This is a genomic window from Mesorhizobium sp. ES1-6 (assembly GCF_020164775.1).
In the GTDB taxonomy this organism is placed as follows: domain Bacteria; phylum Pseudomonadota; class Alphaproteobacteria; order Rhizobiales; family Rhizobiaceae; genus Mesorhizobium.
The window spans coordinates 137,280-160,277 of sequence record NZ_JAIUGU010000003.1 but is presented as its reverse complement, the minus strand read 5'-3'; the positions used below and the strand labels follow the sequence as shown (position 1 = coordinate 160,277).

The 22,998-nt window shown below is 64.3% G+C and carries 25 protein-coding genes and 1 pseudogene; 13 read left to right on the top strand and 13 right to left on the bottom strand.

What is annotated here, in order from left to right; all coding sequences use genetic code 11:
* Positions 1 to 8: 8 nt before the first annotated feature.
* A complete protein-coding gene (locus tag LB564_RS09500) occupies positions 9 to 1,106 on the bottom strand; it encodes a putative zinc-binding metallopeptidase (protein WP_224537027.1) in 1,098 nt (365 codons plus the stop codon).
* 291 nt (positions 1,107 to 1,397) lie between these two features.
* Here LB564_RS09500 and LB564_RS09495 point away from each other — a divergent pair, with 291 nt between their 5' ends.
* Entirely contained in the window at positions 1,398 to 2,195 is a 798-nt protein-coding gene (locus tag LB564_RS09495; RefSeq protein WP_224537024.1) for a lytic transglycosylase domain-containing protein, read from the top strand.
* A gap of 49 nt (positions 2,196 to 2,244) precedes the next feature.
* Here the strand turns inward: LB564_RS09495 and LB564_RS09490 are convergent, their stop codons facing one another.
* Together LB564_RS09490 and LB564_RS09485 are read right to left on the bottom strand one after the other, a co-directional pair.
* Positions 2,245 to 2,766, bottom strand: coding sequence for a hypothetical protein (locus tag LB564_RS09490; RefSeq protein ID WP_224537022.1), 522 nt, complete (start codon positions 2,764 to 2,766; stop codon positions 2,245 to 2,247).
* 5 nt (positions 2,767 to 2,771) lie between these two features.
* Complete coding sequence (locus tag LB564_RS09485; protein ID WP_140703792.1) at positions 2,772 to 3,995, bottom strand: argininosuccinate synthase; 1,224 nt, start codon at positions 3,993 to 3,995, stop codon at positions 2,772 to 2,774.
* 257 nt (positions 3,996 to 4,252) lie between these two features.
* On the opposite strand from LB564_RS09485, the pseudogene LB564_RS09480 reads away from it, so the two are divergent.
* Positions 4,253 to 5,656 (top strand): annotated as a pseudogene (locus tag LB564_RS09480) (putative bifunctional diguanylate cyclase/phosphodiesterase); the annotation flags it as partial.
* Between the two features lie 88 nt (positions 5,657 to 5,744).
* Positions 5,745 to 6,386 (top strand): LysE family translocator, encoded by a 642-nt coding sequence (locus tag LB564_RS09475; RefSeq protein ID WP_140703788.1) that lies wholly within the window; start codon positions 5,745 to 5,747, stop codon positions 6,384 to 6,386.
* Here LB564_RS09475 and LB564_RS09470 read toward each other — a convergent pair.
* Genes LB564_RS09470 through rlmN form a run of 3 tightly spaced genes read right to left on the bottom strand, consistent with a single transcriptional unit; the run spans position 6,358 to position 8,518 of the window.
* Complete coding sequence (locus LB564_RS09470) at positions 6,358 to 6,840, bottom strand: hypothetical protein (protein WP_224537020.1); 483 nt, start codon at positions 6,838 to 6,840, stop codon at positions 6,358 to 6,360. The two genes, LB564_RS09475 and LB564_RS09470, sit on opposite strands and share 29 nt — an antisense overlap.
* Positions 6,837 to 7,286 carry a hypothetical protein gene (locus LB564_RS09465; protein ID WP_224537018.1) on the bottom strand — a complete coding sequence of 150 codons (450 nt, stop codon included), beginning with the start codon at positions 7,284 to 7,286 and terminating at the stop codon, positions 6,837 to 6,839. The genes LB564_RS09470 and LB564_RS09465 overlap by 4 nt, the downstream gene beginning before the upstream one ends.
* Positions 7,283 to 8,518 (bottom strand): 23S rRNA (adenine(2503)-C(2))-methyltransferase RlmN, encoded by a 1,236-nt coding sequence (rlmN, locus tag LB564_RS09460; RefSeq protein WP_224537016.1) that lies wholly within the window; start codon positions 8,516 to 8,518, stop codon positions 7,283 to 7,285. Before rlmN ends, LB564_RS09465 begins: the two co-directional genes overlap by 4 nt.
* Positions 8,519 to 8,785: 267 nt before the next feature.
* Between rlmN and LB564_RS09455 the strand changes: the two genes are divergently transcribed.
* On the top strand, positions 8,786 to 9,085 hold the full coding sequence (locus LB564_RS09455) for a hypothetical protein (RefSeq protein ID WP_224537014.1): 300 nt from the start codon (positions 8,786 to 8,788) through the stop codon (positions 9,083 to 9,085).
* A gap of 80 nt (positions 9,086 to 9,165) precedes the next feature.
* Here LB564_RS09455 and LB564_RS09450 read toward each other — a convergent pair whose 3' ends face one another.
* Positions 9,166 to 9,723 (bottom strand): DUF305 domain-containing protein, encoded by a 558-nt coding sequence (locus LB564_RS09450; protein ID WP_224537012.1) that lies wholly within the window; start codon positions 9,721 to 9,723, stop codon positions 9,166 to 9,168.
* A 128-nt stretch (positions 9,724 to 9,851) separates the two neighbouring features.
* Between LB564_RS09450 and LB564_RS09445 the strand changes: the two genes are divergently transcribed.
* Together LB564_RS09445 and LB564_RS09440 are read left to right on the top strand one after the other, a co-directional pair.
* The gene (locus tag LB564_RS09445) at positions 9,852 to 11,192 is read left to right on the top strand and encodes a chloride channel protein (RefSeq protein WP_140703777.1); all 1,341 of its coding nucleotides are present in this window, start codon (positions 9,852 to 9,854) and stop codon (positions 11,190 to 11,192) included.
* A gap of 118 nt (positions 11,193 to 11,310) precedes the next feature.
* Positions 11,311 to 11,661: a hypothetical protein gene (locus LB564_RS09440; RefSeq protein WP_140703775.1), complete on the top strand. Its 351-nt coding sequence runs from the start codon at positions 11,311 to 11,313 to the stop codon at positions 11,659 to 11,661.
* A gap of 82 nt (positions 11,662 to 11,743) precedes the next feature.
* Here LB564_RS09440 and LB564_RS09435 read toward each other — a convergent pair whose 3' ends face one another.
* From LB564_RS09435 to LB564_RS09425, 3 genes are all read right to left on the bottom strand, one after another.
* Positions 11,744 to 12,247: an invasion associated locus B family protein gene (locus LB564_RS09435; RefSeq protein WP_127278701.1), complete on the bottom strand. Its 504-nt coding sequence runs from the start codon at positions 12,245 to 12,247 to the stop codon at positions 11,744 to 11,746.
* 285 nt (positions 12,248 to 12,532) lie between these two features.
* Positions 12,533 to 12,895 carry a YkvA family protein gene (locus LB564_RS09430; RefSeq protein WP_224537010.1) on the bottom strand — a complete coding sequence of 121 codons (363 nt, stop codon included), beginning with the start codon at positions 12,893 to 12,895 and terminating at the stop codon, positions 12,533 to 12,535.
* A 136-nt stretch (positions 12,896 to 13,031) separates the two neighbouring features.
* Positions 13,032 to 13,328, bottom strand: coding sequence for a 4a-hydroxytetrahydrobiopterin dehydratase (locus LB564_RS09425; protein WP_140703771.1), 297 nt, complete (start codon positions 13,326 to 13,328; stop codon positions 13,032 to 13,034).
* Between the two features lie 50 nt (positions 13,329 to 13,378).
* Between LB564_RS09425 and LB564_RS09420 the strand changes: the two genes are divergently transcribed.
* The gene (locus tag LB564_RS09420; protein ID WP_224537008.1) at positions 13,379 to 13,894 is read left to right on the top strand and encodes a low molecular weight protein-tyrosine-phosphatase; all 516 of its coding nucleotides are present in this window, start codon (positions 13,379 to 13,381) and stop codon (positions 13,892 to 13,894) included.
* Here the strand turns inward: LB564_RS09420 and thpR are convergent.
* Together thpR and LB564_RS09410 are read right to left on the bottom strand one after the other, a co-directional pair.
* Complete coding sequence (gene thpR / locus LB564_RS09415) at positions 13,801 to 14,394, bottom strand: RNA 2',3'-cyclic phosphodiesterase (RefSeq protein ID WP_224537005.1); 594 nt, start codon at positions 14,392 to 14,394, stop codon at positions 13,801 to 13,803. The two genes, LB564_RS09420 and thpR, sit on opposite strands and share 94 nt — an antisense overlap.
* A 126-nt stretch (positions 14,395 to 14,520) precedes the next feature.
* Positions 14,521 to 15,165 carry an arylesterase gene (locus LB564_RS09410; RefSeq protein WP_224537003.1) on the bottom strand — a complete coding sequence of 215 codons (645 nt, stop codon included), beginning with the start codon at positions 15,163 to 15,165 and terminating at the stop codon, positions 14,521 to 14,523.
* 85 nt (positions 15,166 to 15,250) lie between these two features.
* Between LB564_RS09410 and LB564_RS09405 the strand changes: the two genes are divergently transcribed.
* The 4 genes from LB564_RS09405 (at position 15,251) to LB564_RS09390 (ending at position 20,184) form a co-directional block, all read left to right on the top strand.
* The gene (locus LB564_RS09405; RefSeq protein ID WP_224537001.1) at positions 15,251 to 15,946 is read left to right on the top strand and encodes an ABC transporter ATP-binding protein; all 696 of its coding nucleotides are present in this window, start codon (positions 15,251 to 15,253) and stop codon (positions 15,944 to 15,946) included.
* Positions 15,946 to 18,495 carry an ABC transporter permease gene (locus tag LB564_RS09400; RefSeq protein WP_224536999.1) on the top strand — a complete coding sequence of 850 codons (2,550 nt, stop codon included), beginning with the start codon at positions 15,946 to 15,948 and terminating at the stop codon, positions 18,493 to 18,495. The genes LB564_RS09405 and LB564_RS09400 overlap by 1 nt, the downstream gene beginning before the upstream one ends.
* A gap of 228 nt (positions 18,496 to 18,723) precedes the next feature.
* Entirely contained in the window at positions 18,724 to 19,497 is a 774-nt protein-coding gene (locus LB564_RS09395) for a Bax inhibitor-1/YccA family protein (protein ID WP_140703759.1), read from the top strand.
* Between the two features lie 117 nt (positions 19,498 to 19,614).
* Positions 19,615 to 20,184 carry a GNAT family N-acetyltransferase gene (locus LB564_RS09390; protein WP_224536996.1) on the top strand — a complete coding sequence of 190 codons (570 nt, stop codon included), beginning with the start codon at positions 19,615 to 19,617 and terminating at the stop codon, positions 20,182 to 20,184.
* A 140-nt stretch (positions 20,185 to 20,324) separates the two neighbouring features.
* On the opposite strand, the gene LB564_RS09385 is transcribed toward LB564_RS09390, so the two are convergent.
* The gene (locus LB564_RS09385; RefSeq protein WP_140703755.1) at positions 20,325 to 20,711 is read right to left on the bottom strand and encodes a DUF2794 domain-containing protein; all 387 of its coding nucleotides are present in this window, start codon (positions 20,709 to 20,711) and stop codon (positions 20,325 to 20,327) included.
* Between the two features lie 509 nt (positions 20,712 to 21,220).
* Here LB564_RS09385 and LB564_RS09380 point away from each other — a divergent pair.
* Complete coding sequence (locus tag LB564_RS09380) at positions 21,221 to 21,880, top strand: helix-turn-helix domain-containing protein (RefSeq protein ID WP_224536994.1); 660 nt, start codon at positions 21,221 to 21,223, stop codon at positions 21,878 to 21,880.
* A gap of 35 nt (positions 21,881 to 21,915) precedes the next feature.
* On the top strand, positions 21,916 to 22,986 hold the full coding sequence (locus LB564_RS09375; RefSeq protein WP_181173616.1) for an extracellular solute-binding protein: 1,071 nt from the start codon (positions 21,916 to 21,918) through the stop codon (positions 22,984 to 22,986).
* The last annotated feature ends 12 nt before the right edge of the window (positions 22,987 to 22,998 follow it).

Sequence of the window (22,998 nt, the reverse complement as noted above, 5' to 3'; positions counted from 1 at the left end):
CGTTCCGGCTAAAATGCACGGGCCAACTCAAGATTTGTTCCCGCATCCTTGGGCAAACCGGTCAAAAGGTCGTGTACGAAGGCCAGTTTCCGCGCCGTCACGTCCGAAATGACGAAGGGGTAGAGGTCGGGCAGGCCCATGCAGCGGTTTATCGAATTGGAGGCTTCCGACAGCACCAGCCAGCGAACGAGGATCCGGTCGAAGGGCTCGGGCGTGTTCGCGGGTTCCGAGGGCGCTGCCTGCGGTTCTCCGCCAGTGTCGCCACGCGGCAATTCATTGGCCTCCACCGTCTCCAGCCGGCCGAGCGGGAAGTTCAGCGCATGGACCATCTCCAGCGTGTCGGTGATATGCAGATGATGGGCCCAGGTCTCGGCCCAATCCTCCCAGGGGTGCGAGGTGGCGTAGGCCGAGATGTGGGTTTGCTGCCAGTCGGGCGCGGCGCCATTGGCATAATAGGCCTTCAGCGCCTGTTCGTAATCGGCGCGTTCGTCGCCGAACAGGGCGCGGAACGCTTCCAGCCGGTGCGGGTCGTCGCGGATCAGGCGGTCCCAGTAATAATGGCCGAGTTCGTGGCGGAAATGGCCGAGCAGCGTGCGGTAGTTCTCGCCCATCTCGACGCGCCGTTTTTCGCGCTCGGCCGAATCGGCCTCGGCGACATTGAGCGTGATCAGGCCATTGTCGTGACCGGTGAGGATGCGTTCGCCGCCCGGGCCGCCGCCGATCGGATCGGCGAGGAAGTCGAAGGCCAGCCCGATCTCGTCCGTCGGGCTCTGCTTGGGCGCGACCGGCAGGCCGAAGGCGAGCAGCGAATAGATGGCGCGCTTCTTCGCCGCCTCGACGCGGATCCAGCGGCGGCGGTTGCCGTCGACGGAGAGATCGGGGATCAGTTGGTTCAGCACGCAGGCACGGCAGAAGACCTGTCCCGGTTCGGCCATCCAGTTGCAGGCGCATTCATCGGCGTTGGTGCACTGGATGGCGCCGTCGACACCGGACAGGACAAAGCGCGCGCCCTCGGCGTCATAGAGCACGAGGCTTCTGCAGTTCAGGCACTGGGCGTTCTCGAAATAGAGACGGTGGCCGCAATGCGGGCAGTCGAAAAGTTTCATGTCGGTCTCAATTCATCGGGAGGGCATAGGAGGCGGCCCGTGCCCAAACGCTAACCACCGGCCGGCGTTCCGCACTCCATCGAGACAATTTCGCTTCGCCGGTCCAGGCGCCTGCCGCCGCGGTCCATGGCCGCGGCAACGTCTTCCATGCCTGGCCCCTCGCCACAATAATCACTTGATCGTAAGCAAATTCCACGGCATTCGCCAGCATGGCGGCTCAGACAGTGACAAGAACGCGTTTCGCTGGCAAATTCGCCGCCGGGACGTGATTCAGGCAACCAGGAGAACAACATGGCATTTCTTGCCAAGGGTAGAACTTTAGCGGCCGCGGTGGTGGCGGTGCTTGCGCTTGCAACGGGCGCGCAGGCGGCGGCCAGCTGCGGCAAGACCGGCGCCGGCTTCGACGCTTGGAAGCAGGATTTCGCCGGGGAGGCCAAGTCCGAAGGCGTCGGGCCGAGGGGTCTGGCCGCCCTGGCCGGAGCGACCTACGCAACAAGGACGATCGCCGCCGACCGCGCCATCCACAAGGCCTTCAGCGGCTCGGTGGACGATTTCATGAAGCGTCGTGGCGGATCCGCGATCATTTCCAAGGGCCGTTCGCTGAAGAAGTCGAACGCGGCGCTGTTCAACCAGATCGAGAACAATTACGGCGTGTCGCCGGGCGTGCTGCTTGCCATCTGGGGCATGGAGACCGGCTTCGGCGCCTCGATGGGCAACCAGAACACGGTCTCCGCCATTGTGACGCTTGCCTATGATTGCCGCCGTCCGGATTACTTTCACCCGCATGCCATCGCGGCCCTGAAGCTGGTCGATCGCGGCGCGTTGAGCTCCTCGTCGGTCGGCGCCATGCATGGCGAGATCGGCCACACGCAGTTCCTGCCCGGAAATGTCCTGAAGTATGCCGTCGGCAGCGGAAACCTGCGCGACAAGGCCACCGCGTTGGCCTCCACCGCCAACTTCCTCAAGGGCCACGGCTGGCGGGCTGGTGCAAGCGCGCAGTCGAATATGGGCGCGATCGCCGGCTGGAATTCCGCCAGCGTCTATCAGCAGGCCATCGCCCGCATCGCCACCGCCATCGACGCCGATTGATCGAACCGTACGATGTTGAACGAAGAACCCGGCCTCCGCGCCGGGTTTTTCATTTCACGTCGAGCGCATAGGAGCAGCCGGCCAGCGTCTTGCCGGAATGGGATGCGACCGTCGAGACGTTGAGCGCGATGTGCGTGGCGAGGGTCACGCCGCCGGCCTCCTCGGTATTTTCGGCCACGACCTTCTCGCCGAGGAATTTGTCTGGCGTCGAGGCTGTCGCCTGAATGCCCAGCTCCTTGGCGAGGTCCGGCGCGGCGACACCGTCGAGCACGGCCATCAATCCTGTCGCGGTAAAGACGATTGTCCCGGTGTCGTGCCCGAAGACATGGATCGGAGCGGGCAGTCGATACTGCCGCAGGAAGGGATTGCCCGACGGAACTTCCTTCCAGCCAAGCTTCCGCACAGCACCGGATTCGCCGGTCAGCCAGAGCGCAAAGCCGTTGTAGCCGGGCACACCCGTCCTGCATTCGATCAGCGCGGCAAGGTCGAGCGATGCCGGATCGAAATCATCGGCCGTGGCCGGCGCCGCCATAAGGACCAGCAGCGCCAGGCAGAGACCGGGATGGCGCACCGCGTTTATTTGTTGCGGTTGCGGGCGGCGAGCGTGCGCAGCCTCAGCGCATTGAGGCGGATGAAGCCGGCGGCGTCCTTCTGGTCGTAGGCGCCGCGGTCGTCCTCGAAGGTGACCAGCGCGTCGGAATAGAGCGTTTTCCTCGACTTGCGGCCGGTGACCATGACATTGCCCTTGTAGAGCTTAAGCCGCACCGTGCCTTCGACGTCTTCCTGGCTCTTGTCGATCATCGCCTGCAGCATCAGGCGCTCGGGCGCGAACCAGAAGCCGTTGTAGATGAGTTCGGCGTAGCGCGGCATGAACTCGTCCTTGAGGTGCGCGGCACCCCGGTCGAGCGTGATCGATTCGATGGCGCGGTGGGCCGCGATCAGGATCGTGCCGCCCGGCGTCTCGTAGACGCCGCGCGACTTCATGCCGACGAAGCGGTTCTCGACCAGGTCTAGCCGCCCGATGCCATTGTCGCGACCGAGATCGTTGAGGGCAGCCAGCATCGTGGCCGGCGACAGTTTCTTGCCGTTGAGCGCGACCGGATCACCCTTCAGGAACTCGATCTCGATTTCGGTGACGGCATCCGGCGCATCCATCGGCGATACGGTGCGCTGATGGACGAACTCCGGCGCCTCGCTCCACGGATCTTCCAGCACCTTGCCCTCGGACGAGGAGTGCAGCAGGTTGGCGTCGACCGAGAACGGCGCGTCGCCCTTCTTGTCCTTCGGCACCGGAATCTGGTGCTGCTCGGCGAAGTTCATCAGGTCCGTGCGCGACTTGAAGGACCAGTCGCGCCACGGCGCGATGACCTTGATGTCGGGGTTCAGCGCGTAAGCCGAAAGCTCGAAGCGGACCTGGTCGTTGCCCTTGCCGGTGGCGCCATGCGCGATGGCGTCGGCGCCGGTTTCCCTGGCGATGTCGACCAGGTGCTTGGAGATCAGCGGCCGCGCGATCGAGGTGCCCAGGAGATAGGTGCCTTCATAGACGGTGTTGGCCCGGAACATCGGGAAGACGAAGTCGGCGACGAATTCCTCGCGCACGTCGACGATGCGGATGTCCTTGATGCCCATCATCTCGGCTTTCTTGCGCGCCGGTTCGAGCTCTTCGCCCTGGCCGAGGTCGGCCGTGAAGGTGATGACTTCGGCGCCGAGTTCGGTCTGCAGCCATTTGAGAATGATCGAGGTGTCGAGGCCGCCGGAATAAGAGAGCACGACTTTCTTGACGTCTTTGAACTTGGACATTTCCGCTCCGTCGAAAAGCGACGCCTGAGCCCGGCGTCACGCATTGTCGGAGCGCCTTTTAGCAGGAACCGCAAAGCGAGCAAGCGCGGGCGGCGCCAGACTTCTGATCCAGCCGGCGCGCGGCGCCGGCACGCTGGACCAGGCCGCCCGTCGAATTCGTCATCCTTGTCTATGTCCCTGCGGGTGCACGACCGCTTGCGAAAACCGGTTCCCAGTTTTCGGGATCAAGCTCTGGGAACAACCTGCTGCAATCACTGGCCGTCGCCGTCGTCGGCCTGATCGTCGCGGCCACCGGCTTTGCCAGCTACCTGATCGACGAACGCGGCCGGCTGGAGAGCTTCGAACGGCTGCAGCACCTTGCCCTCAACGATGCGCTGACCGGACTTGCCAACCGCGTTTCCTTCAACGACCGCCTTGACCATGAAATCGGGCGGACACGCGAGGACGGCGACACGATGACGGCGGTCATCGTCATCGATCTCGACCGTTTCAAGGAGATCAACGACCTCAGGGGACACGCGGCCGGCGACCAGGCGCTCAAGATCATCGCCCGCAGGCTTGCGAAACTGACCGGCGACGGCGAATTCGTCGCCAGGCTCGGCGGCGACGAGTTCGCCGCGATCAAGCGCTTCAGGGACCAGAACGAGCTGCTCGGCCTGGTCTCGCGCCTGGAGAAGTCCTTGTTCGAGCCGTTGCGGATCGACGATTTCGAAACCGTCACGGGCGCCAGCATCGGCGTCGCCGTCTATCCGCGCGACGGCAGCGACCGGGAGAGGCTGGTCAGCAATGCGGATCTGGCGATGTACCGGGCCAAGAACGACGTGGCGCGGGCCGTGTGTTTCTACGAATCGGCCATGGATGAGACGGCACGCGCTCGGCGGGCGCTGGCCACCGATCTACGCCAGGCCATCGAACGCGGCGAACTCACGCTCCACTACCAGGTGCAGACCTCGGTCTCGACCGGCGCCACCTGCGGCTACGAGGCGCTGCTGCGCTGGACCCATCCGGTGCATGGCATGGTCCCGCCCACCGAGTTCATCCCGATCGCCGAGGAGAACGGCTCGATCCTGGCGATCGGCGAATGGGTGCTGCGCACCGCGTGCCGCCAGGCGGCGTCCTGGGACAAGGGTCACAAGATCGCGGTCAATTTGTCGCCGGTGCAGCTCGCCCATGCCGATCTCGCCAAGCTCGTCCACCAGATTCTGGTCGAAACCGGCCTGTCGCCGAGGCGCCTCGAACTTGAGCTGACCGAATCGACGATCGTCGCCGACAAGGTCCGCACGCTGCACGTGCTGCGCCAGATCAAGGCGCTCGGCGTGACGATCGCGATCGACGATTTCGGCACCGGCTATTCCTCGCTCGATACGCTGCGCTCGTTCCCGTTCGACAAGATCAAGCTCGACCGCTCCTTCATGGCCGATGTCGAGCGCAGCCCGCAGGCCAAGGCGATCATCCGCGCGGTGCTGACGCTGGGGCGCAGCCTCGACATTCCGGTGCTTGCCGAAGGTGTCGAGACGCATGTCCAGCTCACCATCCTGCAGGTCGAAGGCTGCAACGAGGCGCAAGGCTATTTCCTCGGCCGGCCGAAGCCGATCGACCAGATTTTGCTGACCGGAGCGGCAGCCCATTCGCTGGCCGAGATCGATCTGTCGGCGGCTTAGAAACCGCCGTGGGAGGATACGCCAGCCTTCGCATCTGGCGTCGGCGCGACGTATCTTGTATAGGCTCGGGACCTTCCCGAGGCCCCGCATGTCCTTCATTCCCGACACCACCACGCTGATCCAGTTCGCCATCGCCACCGTGATCTTGGCGATCACGCCAGGCCCTGATATGACGCTGTTCGTCTCGCGCACGCTGAGCCAGGGGCGGGCCACCGGCTTTGCCTCGATGGCCGGCGCGCTGTGCGGCACGCTGATCCACACCACGCTGGTGGTGGTCGGCGTCTCGGCGCTGATCGTCGCCTCGCCGATGGCGTTCTTCGTGCTGAAGATTTTCGGCGCCGGCTATCTCGTCTTCCTGGCCTGGCAGGCGATCGCCAAGGGGTCGGCCTTTTCACCGGAGAAGAAGACGGGGCCGCAGATCTCGCTGCTGCGCAGCTGGGCGGCGGGGCTCGGCGTCAATCTGCTCAACCCGAAGATCATCCTGTTCTTCATGACCTTCCTGCCGCAATTCGTCTCCGCGCACGACCCGAACGCGCCCGGGAAGCTGTTCTTCCTCGGTTCCATGTTCATCGTGCTGTCGATCCCGGTGACGGTGCCGATGGTGCTGGCGGCAGAGAAATTCTCGGCGGCGATGAAGGCCAGCCCGCGCGTGACGCGAGTGGTCGACTATCTCTTCGCCGGCGTGTTCTCGGCCTTCGCGCTCAAGATCCTGACGGCCCAGGCGAAGTAGGGGCTTTCTCGGTCTTCCACCAGCTTCCGGCCCAACGACCGGCGCTGAGCCAGTAGAAGATGCCGCCGACCATGCCGCCGCCAATCACGGCCATGATGGCGGTGGCCTCGGTGACCGCGAAAGGGGAATCGCGGAGATTGTCGACGAGGCCGAGGAACACCCCCGCCACTACGGCACCCGCCAGCGCATAGAACAGCCAGTCGCGCCGGCCGAGGATTTCGGCGATCAGGATGACGACCGCCGCCGGCATGAAGGCGAAGTAAGCGACAAACAGGGCGACGAAGGGAATTGAAAAATAGAGCGATGCCGTCGCCGCCGGATGGGCTTGCGCCGGCACGTAGCCGAGCGAGGCCAGGAACAGGATGTTGAGGAAGGCGCTCGCCGCCAGCGAGGCGACGGCATAGCCGAACAGGATGATGGCCAAGCGCACGATATAGGAGACGAGGCGGTTCATTGGGGATCAGCGCCCGTGAGACGACCGGACTTGCGCCCGGCGAGCAGCCAATAGACCCAGCCGGCGGCCGTGCCGGCCGTGGCCAGGAAGCCGAGGAAACCCGGATTGAAGACAAACCCTCCGGCCGAGCCGGGGACCAGAACACCAAAGGCGATGGAGGTGATCGCCCCGGTGACGGCGAAGTAGGACCAGCTTCGCAGCGACCACCGTTCGGCGACAAGGATGGCGGGGCCGACGATCAGCAGCGCACAGAGGGCCACGGTCAGCACGGCGAGCGGGAAGGAGCCCAGCCAGTCGAATGCAAAAACCATCGACCAGTTGCCATACTCGATCCCTTCCAGAAGGGTGATCAGCAGCACAGGCACCACGATCGAGGTCAGCACGGCGGCGACATAACCGACTGCTATCAGGACCAGACGCTTGAGCCAGGCAACGAGACGGGTCACGCCTCGCCATGCCCCGCGATCATCATGGCTTCCAGTGCCAACCGGTCGACCTTGCGCATGCGCTCCGATTCCGACTTCAGCTGACCGCAGGCGGCGAGGATGTCGCGGCCGCGCGGCGTGCGGATCGGCGAGGCATAGCCGGCATTGTTGATGTAGTCGGCGAATTTCTCGATCGTTTCCCAGTCCGAGCACTGGTAATTGGTGCCCGGCCACGGGTTGAACGGGATCAAATTGATCTTGGCCGGAACGCCCTTGAGCAGCTTGATCAGCGCCTTGGCGTCCTCGATGGAATCGTTGACGTCCTTCAGCATTACATATTCGAAGGTGATGCGCTTGGCGTTGGAGAGGCCGGGATAGGCCTTGCAGGCGGCGATCAGCTCGCTCAGCGGATACTTCTTGTTGATCGGCACAAGCAGGTCGCGCAGATCGTCATTGGTGGCATGCAGCGAGATCGCCAGCATGACGCCGATCTCCTCGCCGGTGCGGAAGATTTCCGGCACCACGCCGGAGGTCGACAGCGTGATACGCCGCTTCGACAGCGAGAGGCCGTCGCCGTCGGAGGCGATCAGCAGCGCCTTCTTGACCGCCTCGAAATTGTAGAGCGGCTCGCCCATGCCCATCATGACGATGTTGGACACTTTGCGGCCCTCGGCCGGCACGATGGCGCCGTCGGGCGTGTCGCGGTCGGGGAAGTCGCCGAGCCGGTCGCGCGCGGTGAGCAGCTGCGCCAGGATTTCCTCGGCGGTGAGATTGCGCACCAGCTTCTGCGTGCCGGTGTGGCAGAACGAACAGGTCAGCGTGCAGCCGACCTGCGAGGAGATGCAGAGCGTGCCGCGGCCTTCCTCGGGGATATAGACGGTTTCGATCTCGACCGGCCGGCCGGCGCCGCGCGGCGGGAAGCGGAACAGCCACTTTCGCGTGCCGTCGGCGGAAATCTGCTCCTCGACGATCTCGGGCCGGGCGACGGTGAAATGCTTGTCCAGCTCGGCGCGAAGGTCCTTGGAGATGTTAAACATATGAGCGAAGTCGGACACGCCGCGCACATACATCCAGTGCCAGAGCTGCTGAGCGCGCATTTTTGCCTGACGCTCCGGCACGATGCCTGAAGCGACGAGAGCCTCGCCGAGTTCGGCCCGTGTCAGGCCAATCAGCGAGGGCTTTTCTGCCTGCGCGGGGCGAGCGCGCAAGGCGTCGCGGGCGCCTTCGGCGGTAAGGTCGAGTGAAAGGGTCATGGTTCCACTGATATAAGCGGTTTACGGCCGATTTCATCCATCGGCCCGATGTCAAGAGCGGCGCATAGCACAGCTTGGCGGCAGAGTCATGCCGCGGGTGATCGGGCAGTCTTTCCCGCCGCCTTGTCGCGGTGGACAAGCCGCGCCTGCCTGGTGCTGTTTCCCGGCGCGCGAGCGATCACATATTCGTGTCGGCGTAACGGCTGGCGAGCCATCCGCGAACCCTGAAATGGGGCAACTGTGCCCCGCACAATGGGAGTATGCAGAATGAAATCGATCAAGCTCGCCGTCCTTGCCGGCGTCGCCGCTCTTTGCGCCTCGCAGGCGTTTGCCGAGGATACGATGGGCACCATGACCATGATGAAAGGTGGCCAGGTGACGGCGATCATGCCGGACGGCCACATGGGCACCATGATGCCGGACGCGAAGATGGGCGCCGACATGATGAAAATGGCCAAGCCCATCAAGCATTGCATGATGATGATGACCGACGCCAAGGGTAAAGCCTACATGATCGATACATCGACCAAGAAGGCCCAGGCCGAATGTGAAAAAATGGCCATGTGACGATCTCGGAAAAACTTGCCCGCCGGCCTGGAAGCCGGCGGGATGGTCAGCTTCCGTGTCATCCGCACGTCCATCCTCGCCTACCTGTCGATGGAGAGCGTATCGATACCGGTGCTCTGGTCGGTCTCCGGCGGCGGCGGCGGAGCACCCCGGGCTCGGTAGGACGGCAGGTCGGGAGCGCCGGCCGCTACGGGATTCGCTTCGAGCCGCGCAATCAGACGCTTCATTTGCGTGATCTCGCGCACCTGGGCGTCTATGATGCCGTCCGCGAGCTTTCGCACCTCCGGGTCGCGGATGTGGGCGCGTTCGCTGGTCATGATCGCGATCGAGTGGTGCGGGATCATTGCCTTCATATACGACACGTCGCTCACGGTTTCCTGGCTTCTGACCAGCCATAGGGCACCAGCGAATACGAGCATGCCGCCAATGACGATGCCGACATTCGCGGTCAAGCTCTTGTACATTCCCCACATGAAGCCGATCATGACAATTGCCATTGCGGCGCCCATCACGATAGCCATCCAGACCCGGGTCTGGCTGAAGAAAACGTGATCCAGCGCATAGGTGTTCAGGTACATGAGCCCGTACATGAGGACCGTGGACGCCAGGATCATCGCGGCAAATCTGACATAGCTCATGACTGCGGATTCCTTGCTCAAAGGGACACAACCGCGACGGCGGCCTTTTGATCCCGGTCCGATCGTCAGTCTCTCACTTGATCGGCATCATGCCTGTGTTAGGGCTGGGTTTTCCCACGAGGACAGACATGGCCGGCCAATCGCGAAGACATCCCTTGCTGCGGCGCTCGCGCGCCATATGGGGCTCGCGGCGCGTGTGGCAGCCGCGCCTGGTGTTCTGGGCCGGCGCCATTTCGATCGGCGTCATCAGCGTGCTGTTCGCGGTGCTGGCCGACAAGGCGCAGGCACTGTTCCATCTGGTGATCGGCAATGATGGCGGCTGGCGCTTCTATCTGCCGCTGGCGATCACGCCGCTCGGCTTTGTCCTGTGCGCGTGGCTGGCGCACGCCTTTTTCCCGGGCTCGCAAGGCAGCGGCATTCCGCAGGCGATCGCCGCCCGGCACCTGCGTGACGACGACGACCGCAGCCATATCCTGTCGCTCAGGTTGGTGGCGGGCAAGATCGCGCTCACCATCGTCGGCCTGTTCTGCGGCGCGTCCATCGGCCGCGAAGGGCCGACGGTCCAGGTCGGCGCATCTCTGATGCTGCAGGCGGCGCGCTGGGGCGGCATGGCGCAGGCACGCGGCCTGATCCTGGCCGGTTCTGCCGCCGGCATCGCGGCTGCCTTCAACACGCCGCTTGCCGGCATTGTTTTCGCCATCGAGGAAATGGGCCGAACTTATGAAGCCCGCACCAACGGGCTGGTGCTGACGGCGGTGATCCTGGCCGGCCTCGCCTCGCTCGGGCTGGTCGGCAACTACACCTATTTCGGCGTGTCCAAGGACACGATCTCGTTCGCCGCCGACTGGCCGCTGGTGATCGCCTGCGGGATCATCGGCGGCGGCTTCGGGGCGCTGTTCTCGTTACTGGCGCTGAAGGCGACGCGCCGCATCCGGCGCTGGAACGCGCTGCAGCCGCTGTGGCGCGCGCTGCTGGTGGCAGCCGTCTGCGGGCTCGCCGTGGCGGTGATCGGCATCCTCTCTGGCGGCCTGACCTTCGGCACCGGCTACGCGCAGGCGCGCAGCGCCGTCGAAGGGACGCCGCTGCCCTGGTTCTTCTTCCTCGAGAAATTCGCGGCCGGACTGCTGTCGATGATCTCAGGCATTCCCGGCGGCATCTTCGCGCCCTCGCTGGCGGTCGGCGCCGGCATCGGCAGTTCGCTCGGCCTGCTGTTCGGCGGCAGCGCTGGCGTCGCGGCCCTGCTCGGCATGGCCGGCTATTTCGCCGGCGTGGTGCAGGCGCCGATGACGGCTTTCGTCATCATCCTCGAAATGACCGGCAATCACGACAATGTCATCGGCCTGATGCTGGCCTCGATGCTGGGCTACGGCACGGCGCGCCTGATCTCGCACGAGCCGCTCTATCACGCCCTGTCGCGGGTCTTCATCGCCGAGGCGATCCGGCGGCGGCGGGCCACGGTCGAAAGTTGAAGCCTTAACTTCGGCCGGAAACCGCTTCGCATTTTCCCGGAATTGCTTAGGCTCCGACTCACATCCGGCAAGACAGCGCCCGCGATGTTGCCGCGGCGAAGCAAGAGATAGGATCTCCATGACAGAAAGAATCACCCTGGCCGAGTCGTTGCCGACAACGGCCGTCGTCCGCGTCTCCCGCGCCAGCTACGAGCCGAGCCGGTTCGCCGAGGTCGACGCCGCGAGCAAGAAGACCTCGGAGTACATAATCCCGGCCATCAGGCGGTTGCCAGGGCTGCTTCATTTTTATGCGGGCGTCTCGCCGAAGGGCTCGATCGTGCAAGTTAGCGTCTGGGACACCGACGAGCATGCGGCGCAGTTGGACCATCTGAAGGAGATGGTCGTCGACGGCCGCAGGGACATGGAGGCGGCTGGCGTGACGTTTACCCCGATTTTCAACTACCCGATCGACTGGACCTGGACCGTCTGACCGGGAGCCGAACTCATAACCGGTCAGCGGCCGCGATGCGGACGCAGCGAGAAGGGCCTGAGGAGGCTTTGGCCTGCCTTGCCTATTTGCATTTGGCGATCGAGGACAGCGCCGCCGAGATGCCCTTCAGCGAGAAGACATAGTTGGTGGGGTTGCCGCGGCCCGACTTCGCAGACACCTTCATGTCGGTGCCTGTCTTCATCGCCGCGATCAGCACCGGCTCTTCCGCCGCATTCTCCACCCAGGCCGATTTTCCGCGCGTGAACATCGAGAAGGTCTTCTTGTCGATGGTGACGGTGGCCTTGGAGCCTTCCTGGAAATTATAGCCGGCGATGAACTGCGGCTCATAGGAGACCTGCTGGCCGGGCCGCTGGCTGACGAAGAAGAACATGTCGCCATGGTCGAGCGTCGGCGGCTGCTTGTCGGTCGGCACGGTCAGCACGTAGCAGACCTTGCCGCCCGACGCCTGGTAGCTGTAGGTGCCCCAGGCATTGTGCTGGCCGATCTTGGTGGCCTGCTGCGCCAGCGCCGGCGCCGCCGAGGCCGCCAGGACCAGGCTCGAAACTAGTGCAATCAATCCGCGCATCGCTTTTCCCGTATTCCAAATGGTGCGGAGGCGGGCCGCATGGCGTCCTGCCGTCGCTTCATTTTGATTTAATCTGGGTTACCAAACGGTGAAGTTCCCAAGAGAAAAGGACCTTCACCCCAGGAAACCGCCGCCATTTCCGCGCCGCCGCCTTGTCAGCGGCTGGCACGGCGTCCCTTTGGTGACTTGGAGGCCACGAAAACGGCAAGAGTTTGACTTTTGGCCCGCCGCTGAACGCCTCTGTCCAGGGACCGGGCCGGCGCGGCGGGATTCGGGCCGCGGGACTTAGCTCTTGTCCGCGATCGCGTTCTTGGCGGCCTGCCGGTGCGCCGGCGTGATATGGGCGCTGACGGCGGTGATCGCGGCGGTCAGCACGGCGATGTCGTCGGTGAAGCCCAACCCGAAGATGAAGTCGGGGATGAGGTCCACCGGCAGCACGAAATAGCCGAGCGCGGCCACCAAGATGCCCTTGGCGCGCAGCGGCGTGTTCTTGTCCATGGCGCAGTAATAGGCGGCGACGACGTCCTCCATGAAGGGGATCTGCCGCGCGGCCTTCTTGGCCGTGCGCCAGAATTTCTCGCGCACTTCGCCCTCGCCGCCCAGCCTGTCGCCAAAGCCGAAGAAGTCAAAACCGGATTCTTGCGCCATCAATCTCTCCTCGCGGGTCTCACGCGCTTACTGGCGCATGGCCGCCGATCAAAATGTGGTGAAAGCCGACCCCGGCTGCAAGATGCGAGCGCCGATTTGGCGGTCCACGCCGGCCCAGAACATGGACAGCCGGTGTTCAGCCGCCGAAATAGCGGTTCATCTTCTTGGCCAGTTCGATATCGAGCGCCGTCACGCCGCCGGCGTCGTGCGTGTTGAGGGTCACGACGACCGTCTTGTAGACATTCGACCAGTCGGGATGATGGTCCATCTTCTCGGCGGCGAGCGCCACACGGGTCATGAAGGCGAAGGCCTCGGAGAAATTGTTGAAGGTGAAGGTGCGGCCGATCGAGGCGCCGTCCTGCGCCAGTGTCCAGCCGTCAAGCCCGGTGAGGGCGGCTTCGGCGGCTTGCCTGCCCAGTTTCTCTCTCGTCATGTCCGCTTCCTATGCTATGGCGCTGAAGTCGTCACCATAGCGCCGGATCCATGATCGCGAAGCCCATAAATTCCGTTCTTTTCGTCTGCCTCGGCAACATCTGCCGGTCGCCGCTGGCCGAAGGCGTCCTTCGCGCCGTGCTGGCGGAGCGCGGAAACGGTGGGGATATCGTGCTCGATTCGGCCGCCACCGGCGGCTGGGAGGTCGGCTCCGCTCCCGATCCGCGCTCGATCGCCATCGCGTCGCGCCACGGCATCGACATCTCGCGCCAGCGGGCGCGCAGGATCACGCCGGAGGATTTTCACCGCTTCGACCTGATCTTCGGCATGGACCGGTCCAATGTCGCCGACCTGAGAGCGCTGGCGCCGGCGGCGGTGCGCGATCGCATCCACCTGTTCCTCGAATTCGCGCAGGGCAGGGCGCGCGATGTGCCCGATCCCTATTATGAGGATCAGGAAGCGTTCGCTTCGGTCTACCGCATGATCCGCGAGGCGTCGGAGGCGCTGGCAACACGGCTGACACGCGTATCGACGCCGGACAGCGGCCAGGCTTCCTCGACTATATAGGGGCCGCCGCCGACCGAATCGCGCGACGACATCAGCACGAAACGGCCGATGCGGAACGGCAGCGTCGAGAAATTGCCGCGCGCCGACAGATATTGGGCGACGTCGAGCGGGCTCGAGTTGCGCAGCCGCGCCAGCGTCACATGCGGCATGAACCTGCGCGGATCGGCGGGGATGCCGAGCCGCTGGCAGATGCGCTCGATCTCGCCCTGAAGGGCGTTGAGATCGGGCGAGGGAAAGGCGCCCGCCCACACCGCATGCGGCTTCTTCTGGCCGAAAGCCCCGACCCCGGACAAGGTCAGCGAGAAGGAAGGGCGGTGGACCCGGTCGAGCGCATTGGCGATCTCGTCGGCGACATGGCCCTGGACATCGCCGATGAAGCGCAGCGTCAGATGGTAGTTTTCGACGTCGATCCAGCGGGCCCCGGGCAGGCCGCCCCGGAGCAGCGACAGCGAAAGGGCGGCATCACGCGGAATTTCGAGGGCGGTGAAAAGACGCGGCATGAAGAGCCTCCCTTCCTCGAATCGAACTGTCATCCCTAGCGAATCATCGATAATCAAATGGAGCAAGTGGTTTGTTGGTCGCAGGCTTTGCTAAAACTTTCCCTAACGGAAGGGCTTTGTCGGATCTCACGAGCCTCCCGGCGCCGCCGCGATGGTCCGCTCGACCGTCGGCAGGACGCGCTCGACCATCAGGTCGACCCCTTTGGCGCTCGGATGCAAGCCGTCCTCGAGTTGCAACCCAGGCTGGCCGGCGACGCCATCGAGAAAGAACGGGTACAGCGTAACGCCGTATTTGGCGGCTAGTTCCGGAAAGACGGCGTCGAAGGCGTTCTGGTAGTCGGCGCCTAGATTGGGCGCCGCCCGCATTCCGGCCAGAAGCACGGCGATCTTGCGCTGCTTCAGCCTGCCCAGCATCTCGTCCAGATTCCTTTTGGTGATGTCGGGCGCAACGCCGCGCAGCATGTCGTTGGCGCCGAGTTCGAGGATGACCAGCTGCGTGCCGTCGGGCACCGACCAGTCGAGCCGCGCCAGGCCGCCGCTGGACGTGTCGCCGGAGACGCCGGCATTGGCGACGGTGACATCATGGCCCTTGGCGCGAAGGGCTGCCTGCAGTTTGTCGGTAAAGCCCTCGCCCGGGCCAAGGCCGTAACCCGCCATCAGGCTGTCACCGAAGCCGACGATCTTGAATGGCTCGGCGCGCGCCGACGAAATGGCGCCGCAAATGGCGAGGAAAACGATCAGGCCTGCGGCAAAGCGGCGTTTGAAAGACATGCGGCAAGCCCCATATGACAATGAATTCTTCCGGCGACGGCTTGCGACAGGCAGAGCCTCCCTTCCCATATAGGACGCTTTCATTTTGACAGAAGCCGTCATCGCGCTGAAAGACGTATCCCTGACACTCGGCGAAGGCGCTTCGTCCGTCCATGTGCTGAAGGGCGTCAGCCTCGAGGTGGCGCGCGGCGAGGCGACCGGCATCGTCGGTCCGTCGGGGTCCGGCAAGTCGACATTGCTGATGGTGCTAGCAGGGCTGGAGCGAGTCGATGCGGGTACGGTGCGAATCGCCGGCGAACTGCTAAACGGCAAAACCGAGGATCAGATTGCTTCGTTTCGTGGCCGAAACATTGGCATCGTATTCCAGTCCTTCCATCTCATCCCCAACATGACGGCGCTCGAAAATGTCGCGGTGCCGCTGGAACTGGCCGGCCATGCCGATCCCTTCTCGGTGGCGGAGCGGGAACTGGCGGCCGTGGGCTTGAGCGACCGCGTCACCCATTATCCCGGCGAACTCTCCGGCGGCGAGCAGCAGCGCGTGGCTATCGCCCGGGCGCTGGCACCGTCGCCGCGCATCCTGATCGCCGACGAGCCGACCGGCAATCTCGACCAGGCGACCGGACGCCAGGTCGCCGATCTCCTGTTCGCCAAGGCGGCCGAACGCGGCATGACGCTGGTTCTGGTCACCCACGATCCGGCGCTCGCGGCGCGCTGTTTACGCCAGGTGTCGATGCGCTCCGGCCGCATCGAGGCGCCGGCGCCGATCAAGGTCACCGCCTGATGCCGCTGGCGCGGACCTTGAAGCTCGCCGTCCGCTTCTCGCTGCGCGAGATGCGCGGCGGCCTGTCCGGCTTCCTCATCTTCCTAGCCTGCATCGCGCTCGGCGTCGCGGCTATCGGCGGCGTCAATTCGGTGGCCCGCTCCATCACCGCGGGCGTCGCCGATCAGGGCCAGACGCTGCTTGGCGGCGACCTTCGCTTCCAGATCAACCAGCGCGACGCCAGCCAGGCCGAACTTGGCTTTCTCGATGGGCTGGGCGTGGTTTCGCACAGCGCCGGCATGCGCTCGATGGCGCGGCTCGCCGACGGATCCGACCAGGCGCTGGTCGAGGCCAAGGCGGTCGACGAGGCCTATCCGCTCTTTGGCGCGCTGGAGACCGACCCGGCACTGACGAAGCAGGAACTGTTCGGCGGGCAGTTCGGCGTTTTCGGCGCCGCGGCACCCGACCTTCTGTTCGAACGGCTGCATCTCAAGATCGGCGACCGGCTGAAGCTCGGCACCGCCACCTTCGAATTGCGCGCCAGGCTGGTGGCCGAGCCCGACGCGGTCTCCGACGGGTTCGGTTTCGCGCCAAGGCTGATGATCTCGACCGAGGGGCTGGCCGCGACCGGACTGATCCAGCCGGGCAGCCTGGTGGAGAACGCCTACAAGGTCCGGCTGCCCGCCGATGCCGACGAGGCGCGGCTCAAGGCCATCCAGGACCAGGCGGCCAGGGATTTTCCGGAGGCCGGCTGGTCGATCCGCACACGTGGCAATGCCGCCCCGGCGCTGTCTTCAAACATCGAACGCTTCTCGCAGTTCCTGACGCTGGTCGGGCTCACCGCGCTGGTGGTCGGCGGCGTCGGCGTCGCCAACGCGGTGCGCGCCTATCTCGACGGCAAGCGCGGCGTCATCGCCACTTTCAAGAGCCTGGGAGCGTCCGGCGGCTTCGTCTTTGCCGTTTACCTCGTGCAGATCCTGATCATCGCGCTCATCGGCATCGGCGCCGGCCTGGTGCTGGGCGCGCTGATGCCGTTTGCCGCGAGTGCCGCCCTGCAGTCCGTCATCCCGGTGCCGGCGCAAGGCGGCTTCTATCCCGGCGCGCTCGCCATGGCCGCCCTGTTCGGCCTGCTGGTGACGCTCGCCTTCGCGCTGTTGCCGCTCGGCCGCGCCCGCGACGTGCCGGCAACCGCGCTGTTTAGGGAAATGGGGCTGGAGGGCCGGGGCCTGCCGCGCCCCGTCTATGTCGTTTCAGCGCTCGGCATCGCGCTGTTGCTGGCAGCGCTGGCGATCCTGTTTTCGGGCGACCAGCGCATCGCCTCGATCTTCGTCGGAGCCACTATTTTTGCTTTCCTGGTGCTGCGCGTCGTCGGCGCGCTGGTGCAATGGGCGGCGAGGAAGAGCCCGCGCGTGCGCTTCGTAGCGCTGAGACTGGCCATCGGCAACATCCACCGGCCCGGTGCGCTGACGCCGTCGGTGGTGCTGTCGCTGGGGCTTGGGCTGACGCTGCTGGTGACGCTGGCGCTGATCGACGGCAACCTCAGGCGGCAGATTTCGGGCAACCTGCCGGAGCGGGCACCGAACTTCTTCTTCGTCGACATCCAGGGCAGCGAGGTCGATGCGTTCTCCCAGCTGATCGCCAAGGAGGCGCCGCGGGGAACACTGGCCAAGGTGCCGATGCTGCGCGGCCGGGTGATGGCACTCAACGGCGTCGATGTCGACAAGGTCAAGGTACCGGCCGAGGGCGCCTGGGTGCTTAAGGGCGATCGCGGCCTGACCTATGACACCAGGCAGCCGGAAAACACGACGCTGACCGAGGGCAAATGGTGGCCGGACAATTATGCCGGCGAGCCGCTGGTTTCGTTTTCCGACAAGGAAGGCAAGGAAATCGGCCTGAAGCTCGGCGACACCGTCACCGTCAATGTGCTCGGCCGCAATGTCACGGCCCGGATCGCCAATTTCCGCCAGGTCGAATGGGAGACGATGGGCATCAATTTCGTCATGGTGTTCTCGCCCAACACATTCGCCGGCGCCCCGCATGGCTGGATCGCGACGCTTAATGAAAAGAACGCCTCGACGGCCGACGACGCGCGCGTCCTCAACGCCGTCACCCGCGCTTTCCCGGCCGTGACGACGGTGCGGGTCAAGGACGCGCTCGACATCGTCAACCGGCTGGTCGGCCAGCTCGGCACGGCGATCCGGGCGGCGGCCGGCGTGGCGCTCATCGCTTCGGTCCTGGTGCTGGCCGGCGCGCTTGCCGCCGGCAACCGGGCGCGCATCCATGACGCGGTGGTGCTGAAGACGCTGGGCGCGACGCGCACGACGCTGATATCGGCCTTCTCGCTGGAATATATGCTGATCGGGCTCGCCACCGCGATCTTCGCGCTCGCCGCCGGCAGTGCCGCGGCCTGGTACATCGTCGCGCGCATCATGACCCTGCCGTCGCATTTCATGCCGGAAGTGGCGGTGGCGACCATTCTGTTTTCGCTGGTCATAACGGTCGGCATCGGCCTTGCCGGCACCTGGCGGGTGCTCGGCCACAAGGCGGCGCCCGTGCTGCGCAACCTCTGATTCGCCGGCCGGGCCTGCTTCGTCAGGTTAAATCTTGGTAAGAAAGCCGTCCCAAACGGTTGGCGAAGCGGCATTTCGGCCCCTCACGAACCGTTACAACAGGTTACGGTCTTGTTCTCGACGCGAATAACCATCATATTCCGCCGCAGGCATGCTGGAGCCCCCCAGCGGCGCCTGGGCCCGCAAGAGGCCCGACACCGGACGGGGCAGAAGCAACGAGGATTTCCAATGGCTGATCCCATTCGCAACTATCAGACGTCGGCGGTGCCCGGCGTCCGCGCCGACATCGATCAGGGTCTGCGCGCCTATATGATCAAGGTCTACAATCTGATGGGGCTTGGCCTGCTCATCACCGGCCTTGCCGCCATCGGCACGATCATGCTGGCCACCACCACCGACCCGGCCTCGGCCGTCGCGACGCTGCCAAGCGGCGAGATGCTGACTTCCTTCGGCTACGCGATCTTCGGCTCGCCGCTGCGCTGGGTTGTCATGCTGGCGCCGCTGGCCGCCGTGTTCTTCCTGTCGTTCAGGATCCAGTCGATGAGCGTCGCCGCCGCGCAGACGACCTTCTGGGTCTATGCCGGCCTCGTCGGCCTGTCGCTGTCGTCGATCTTCCTGGTCTACACCACGGCCAGCATCTCGCAGACCTTCTTCGCCACCGCCGCTGCTTTCGGCGCGCTGTCGCTGTTCGGCTACACCACCAAGCGTGACCTCTCGGCGATGGGCTCGTTCCTGATCATGGGCGTGTTCGGCATCATCATCGCGTCGGTGATCAACATCTTCCTGCAGTCGTCGGCGCTGACCTTCGCCGTCTCGGCCATCGGCGTGCTGGTGTTCGCCGGCCTCACCGCCTACGACACGCAGAAGATCAAGGAAATGTATTTCGAGGGCGACGCTTCCGATGTCGCGGGCCGCAAGGCCATCATGGGCGCGCTGTCGCTCTACCTCGATTTCATCAACCTGTTCATGTTCCTGCTCCAGTTCATGGGCGACCGCCGCTAAGGCTGGCCTCGGATTTCACTGGACCATCGAGTTTGGAAAGGGCGGCCCAACGGCCGCCCTTTTCTTTTGCGCGGGGCTCTGCTGTTATCGAAAGCACATAAGAGGCTTGCATAAAGAATGAGCAATATCGTGATCAGGCCAGCGATCCCGGCCGACCTCGACGCGATTACGGAAATATACGCCGACGCGGTCGCCAACGGCACGGCGAGCTATGAACTGGAGCCGCCCGCCCGCGCCGAAATGGAGACACGATTCGCCGCGCTCTCGGCCGGCGGCTTTCCCTATCTGGTGGCGGAAAAGGACGGCGTCGTGCTCGGCTATGCCTATGCCGGCGCCTTCCGCCCGCGCCCGGCCTATCGCTTCATCGTCGAGGATTCGGTCTATGTCGCCCCTGGCGCCAAGGGCCAGGGCGTCGGCCTCAAGCTGATGCGGAGCTTGATCGAAGCGGTCGAGGCGGCGGGCTTTCGCCAGATCGTCGCGGTGATCGGCGATGGCCGCGCCGACAGCGCTTCGGTCAGGCTGCACGAAAAACTCGGCTTTCGCCATTCCGGCCGCCTCGAAGGCTCCGGATACAAGCACGGCCGCTGGCTGGACACGGTGTTCATGCAGCTGTCGCTCAACGGCGGGGCATCGGTGGCGCCCGATCCGGAATCGCTGCCGGAGCGGAAGTTCCGGGGGAGGAATTGAAGAACTGAAGAATTGAGGAATGAGGAATTGAGGAATTGAGGAATTGAGGAATTGAAGAAAAAGGCGCTTACGTCAGGCGCGCCGAATGTCTTTTCCTCAATTCCTCAATTCCTCAATTCTCCAGTTCCCCCATTTCCCGTTCACGCCTGCACGACCTTCAACTTCGCGTCGAAGACGCCCAGCACCCGGCCGAGTTCCTGTCCGCGCTTGAGGATGCGCCCCCCCGCCGCGATGACGGCGAAGGCGCCTTGCTTGCGCGCCAGTTTCGGATCCTTGACGATCTGGAACAGAGGCACTTCGCTGGCCCGGCGGAAGACGGAAAAGACAGCGCGGTCCGTGAGATGGTCGATGGCGTAGTCGCGCCATTCATTGGCGGCGACCATGCGTCCGTAGAGCCTCAGGATCTGGTCCAGTTCACGCCGGTCGAAGCGAACCGGCTGGTCGAGGCGTGCATTGCGCGCCTCGTGTAGCGGGATCAATATTGCGGATGCGTCTCCATCCCCCATCCCGCCGCCATCATCGGTCATGCCTCGATCCTTCAAAATGAATCTTCGCCAACCAAAGTTGGCCCCTTCGGATCGCAATTGCAAGAGCCGGCGAAGCGAAGCGCCGGCGCGCCCTTTCCGTCGCGTCCAGTCACGTTTGTAAAACGCGTGTTGGAATTGGTGATGCTTCGCCACATTTCTGCCTTTTTTTATCCGCGCTCATGCCCCAATGTCCGACGAATTTACCGGCGTTGCCTGAGACGGTTCGGTCCGGCACCGGCTCGTAAACCCCAAGCCCCCCGCCCACGGGTCTGCGTCGGATCGAACCAACCTCGGCTTTTCCTCGGAAAAGCCAGGTGCGACGATCCCAAACCTAAATGACCGACGTCAGAAGCAAGCTGGCGTCGGTTTTTTCGTTTTTGGACCTTTTCACACCGGACCGCGACGCAGGCGGAACGCGGCCGAAGCTTACGTTTCGATCTAATTGCGCCGCACCGTGCTTGCCATTTCTCGTTCCACTTAATAGGGTGTTAAGTGAAACGGAGACGGCAATGCCACGCGCATCGGTTTCCACGGCAGAACAGTTTGATGGCGGAGCGGCCGTGCCGCAGACCGGCGGCGTCGGTCCCCGCATAAAGGCATTGCGCACGGCCCGGCGCGTCTCGCTGCGCCAACTTGCCGACATGACCGGCACGACGGCGAGCTTCATCAGCCAGCTCGAGCGCAATCTGTGCGGCGCCAACACCGGGACACTGCTCAAGATCGCCGCCGCTCTCGATCTCGGTATAAACGATCTGTTCGAGGATAATGCCCGGCCCCTGCACAGGGTGCTGAAGCGCGAGGAGCGGCCGGTCGTTCCGGTCGGCGTGCACGGCCGCAAGATGCTCTTGTCGCGGCGGCCGATCCATCAGTTCGAGGTCTATGCAGGCCATTTCGAGGTCGGCGGCTCGACCGGCGACGAGGCCTATGTCCATGGCGGCGAACACGAAATGTTCCTGGTGCTCAAGGGCACCGTCGAACTGACTCTTGCCGACGAGCGCCATGTGATGCGCGAGGGCGACAGCGTCGAATACGCGACCTCGGTGCCGCACCGCACGGTCAATGTCGGCGACACGCCGGCCGAGGTGCTTTGGATCATTGCCCCGCCCACCGCCGGGGCGCTCGAACTCGACCAATACAGGCCCGGAAACCGCTCGCATCCGGGTGAATGAAAACAAATGCGAGTTCTGCAATGGGAGAGTTGATCATGAGATTGAGATTTGGGCATGCGGCGTGCGTCGCCGTGCTTCTGGCGGCAACGGCCGCATTGGCGCAATCGAAGCCGGTGGCCGGCGAGGTGGCCGAGGGCTCGCTGAAGGGCAAGACGTTGACGCTGGTCTCCTATGGCGGCATCTACCAGGACGGCCAGGCGGCCGCGCTCAAGGAGTTCGTCGACAAGTCCGGCGTCAAGCTGCTCAATGACGGCCCGACCGAGATCGCCAAACTGCAGGCGCAGGTCGAGTCCGGCAATGTGACATGGGACGTCGTCGATACCGACGATCTGCCGCCCTATGTCTATTGCGGCAAACTGTTCCAGAAGCTGGACCTCACCAAGCTCGACGTCTCGAAAATCCCCGAGGGCCAGGTCGGCGAATGCTCCGTGCCGGCGATGAATTACGGCGTCGTGCTGATGTACAACACCGAAAAGTACAAGGACAATCCGCCCAAGAGCTGGGCCGACTTCTTCGACACGCAGAAATTCCCCGGCGTGCGCGGCATCGACGGCTCCGGCAGCCCGACCGGCGGCTTGCTCGAACAGGCGTTCAAGGTTGCCGGTGGCGACCCCAAGGCGATGACGGTGGCCGATATCGACAAGGCCATCGATGTGGTTCGCAAGCTCGGCCCCGATACCATCTTCTGGAAAACGGGTGCCGAATCGCAGCAGCTCGCCGAATCCGGCGAGGCCGACATGCTGATGATGTGGACCGGCCGCGCCATGACCGCGGTCAAGAACGGCGCCAAATACACGCCGGCCTGGCAGGACTGGCTGGTGGTGATGGATCAGATGACGATCCCTGTCGGCGTCAAGGACACGGACGCGTCCTACGCGCTGCTCAATGCCTATCTCGGCAAGCACGCGCAGGAGATCCTGGCGGAGCAGACGTCCTACACGCCCATCAACAGCGACGCGCAGCCCAAGGTCGACGCCTCCGTTTCCGCGTTCCTGACCAACTCGCCCGAACGCCAGAAGCAGGGCTACAAGCAGAACTTCAAGTTCTGGGTCCCGAACTTCGCGGTGGCGCAGGAAAAGTGGTCCGCACTGATGTCCGGCAACTGACCGGCTGAAGGA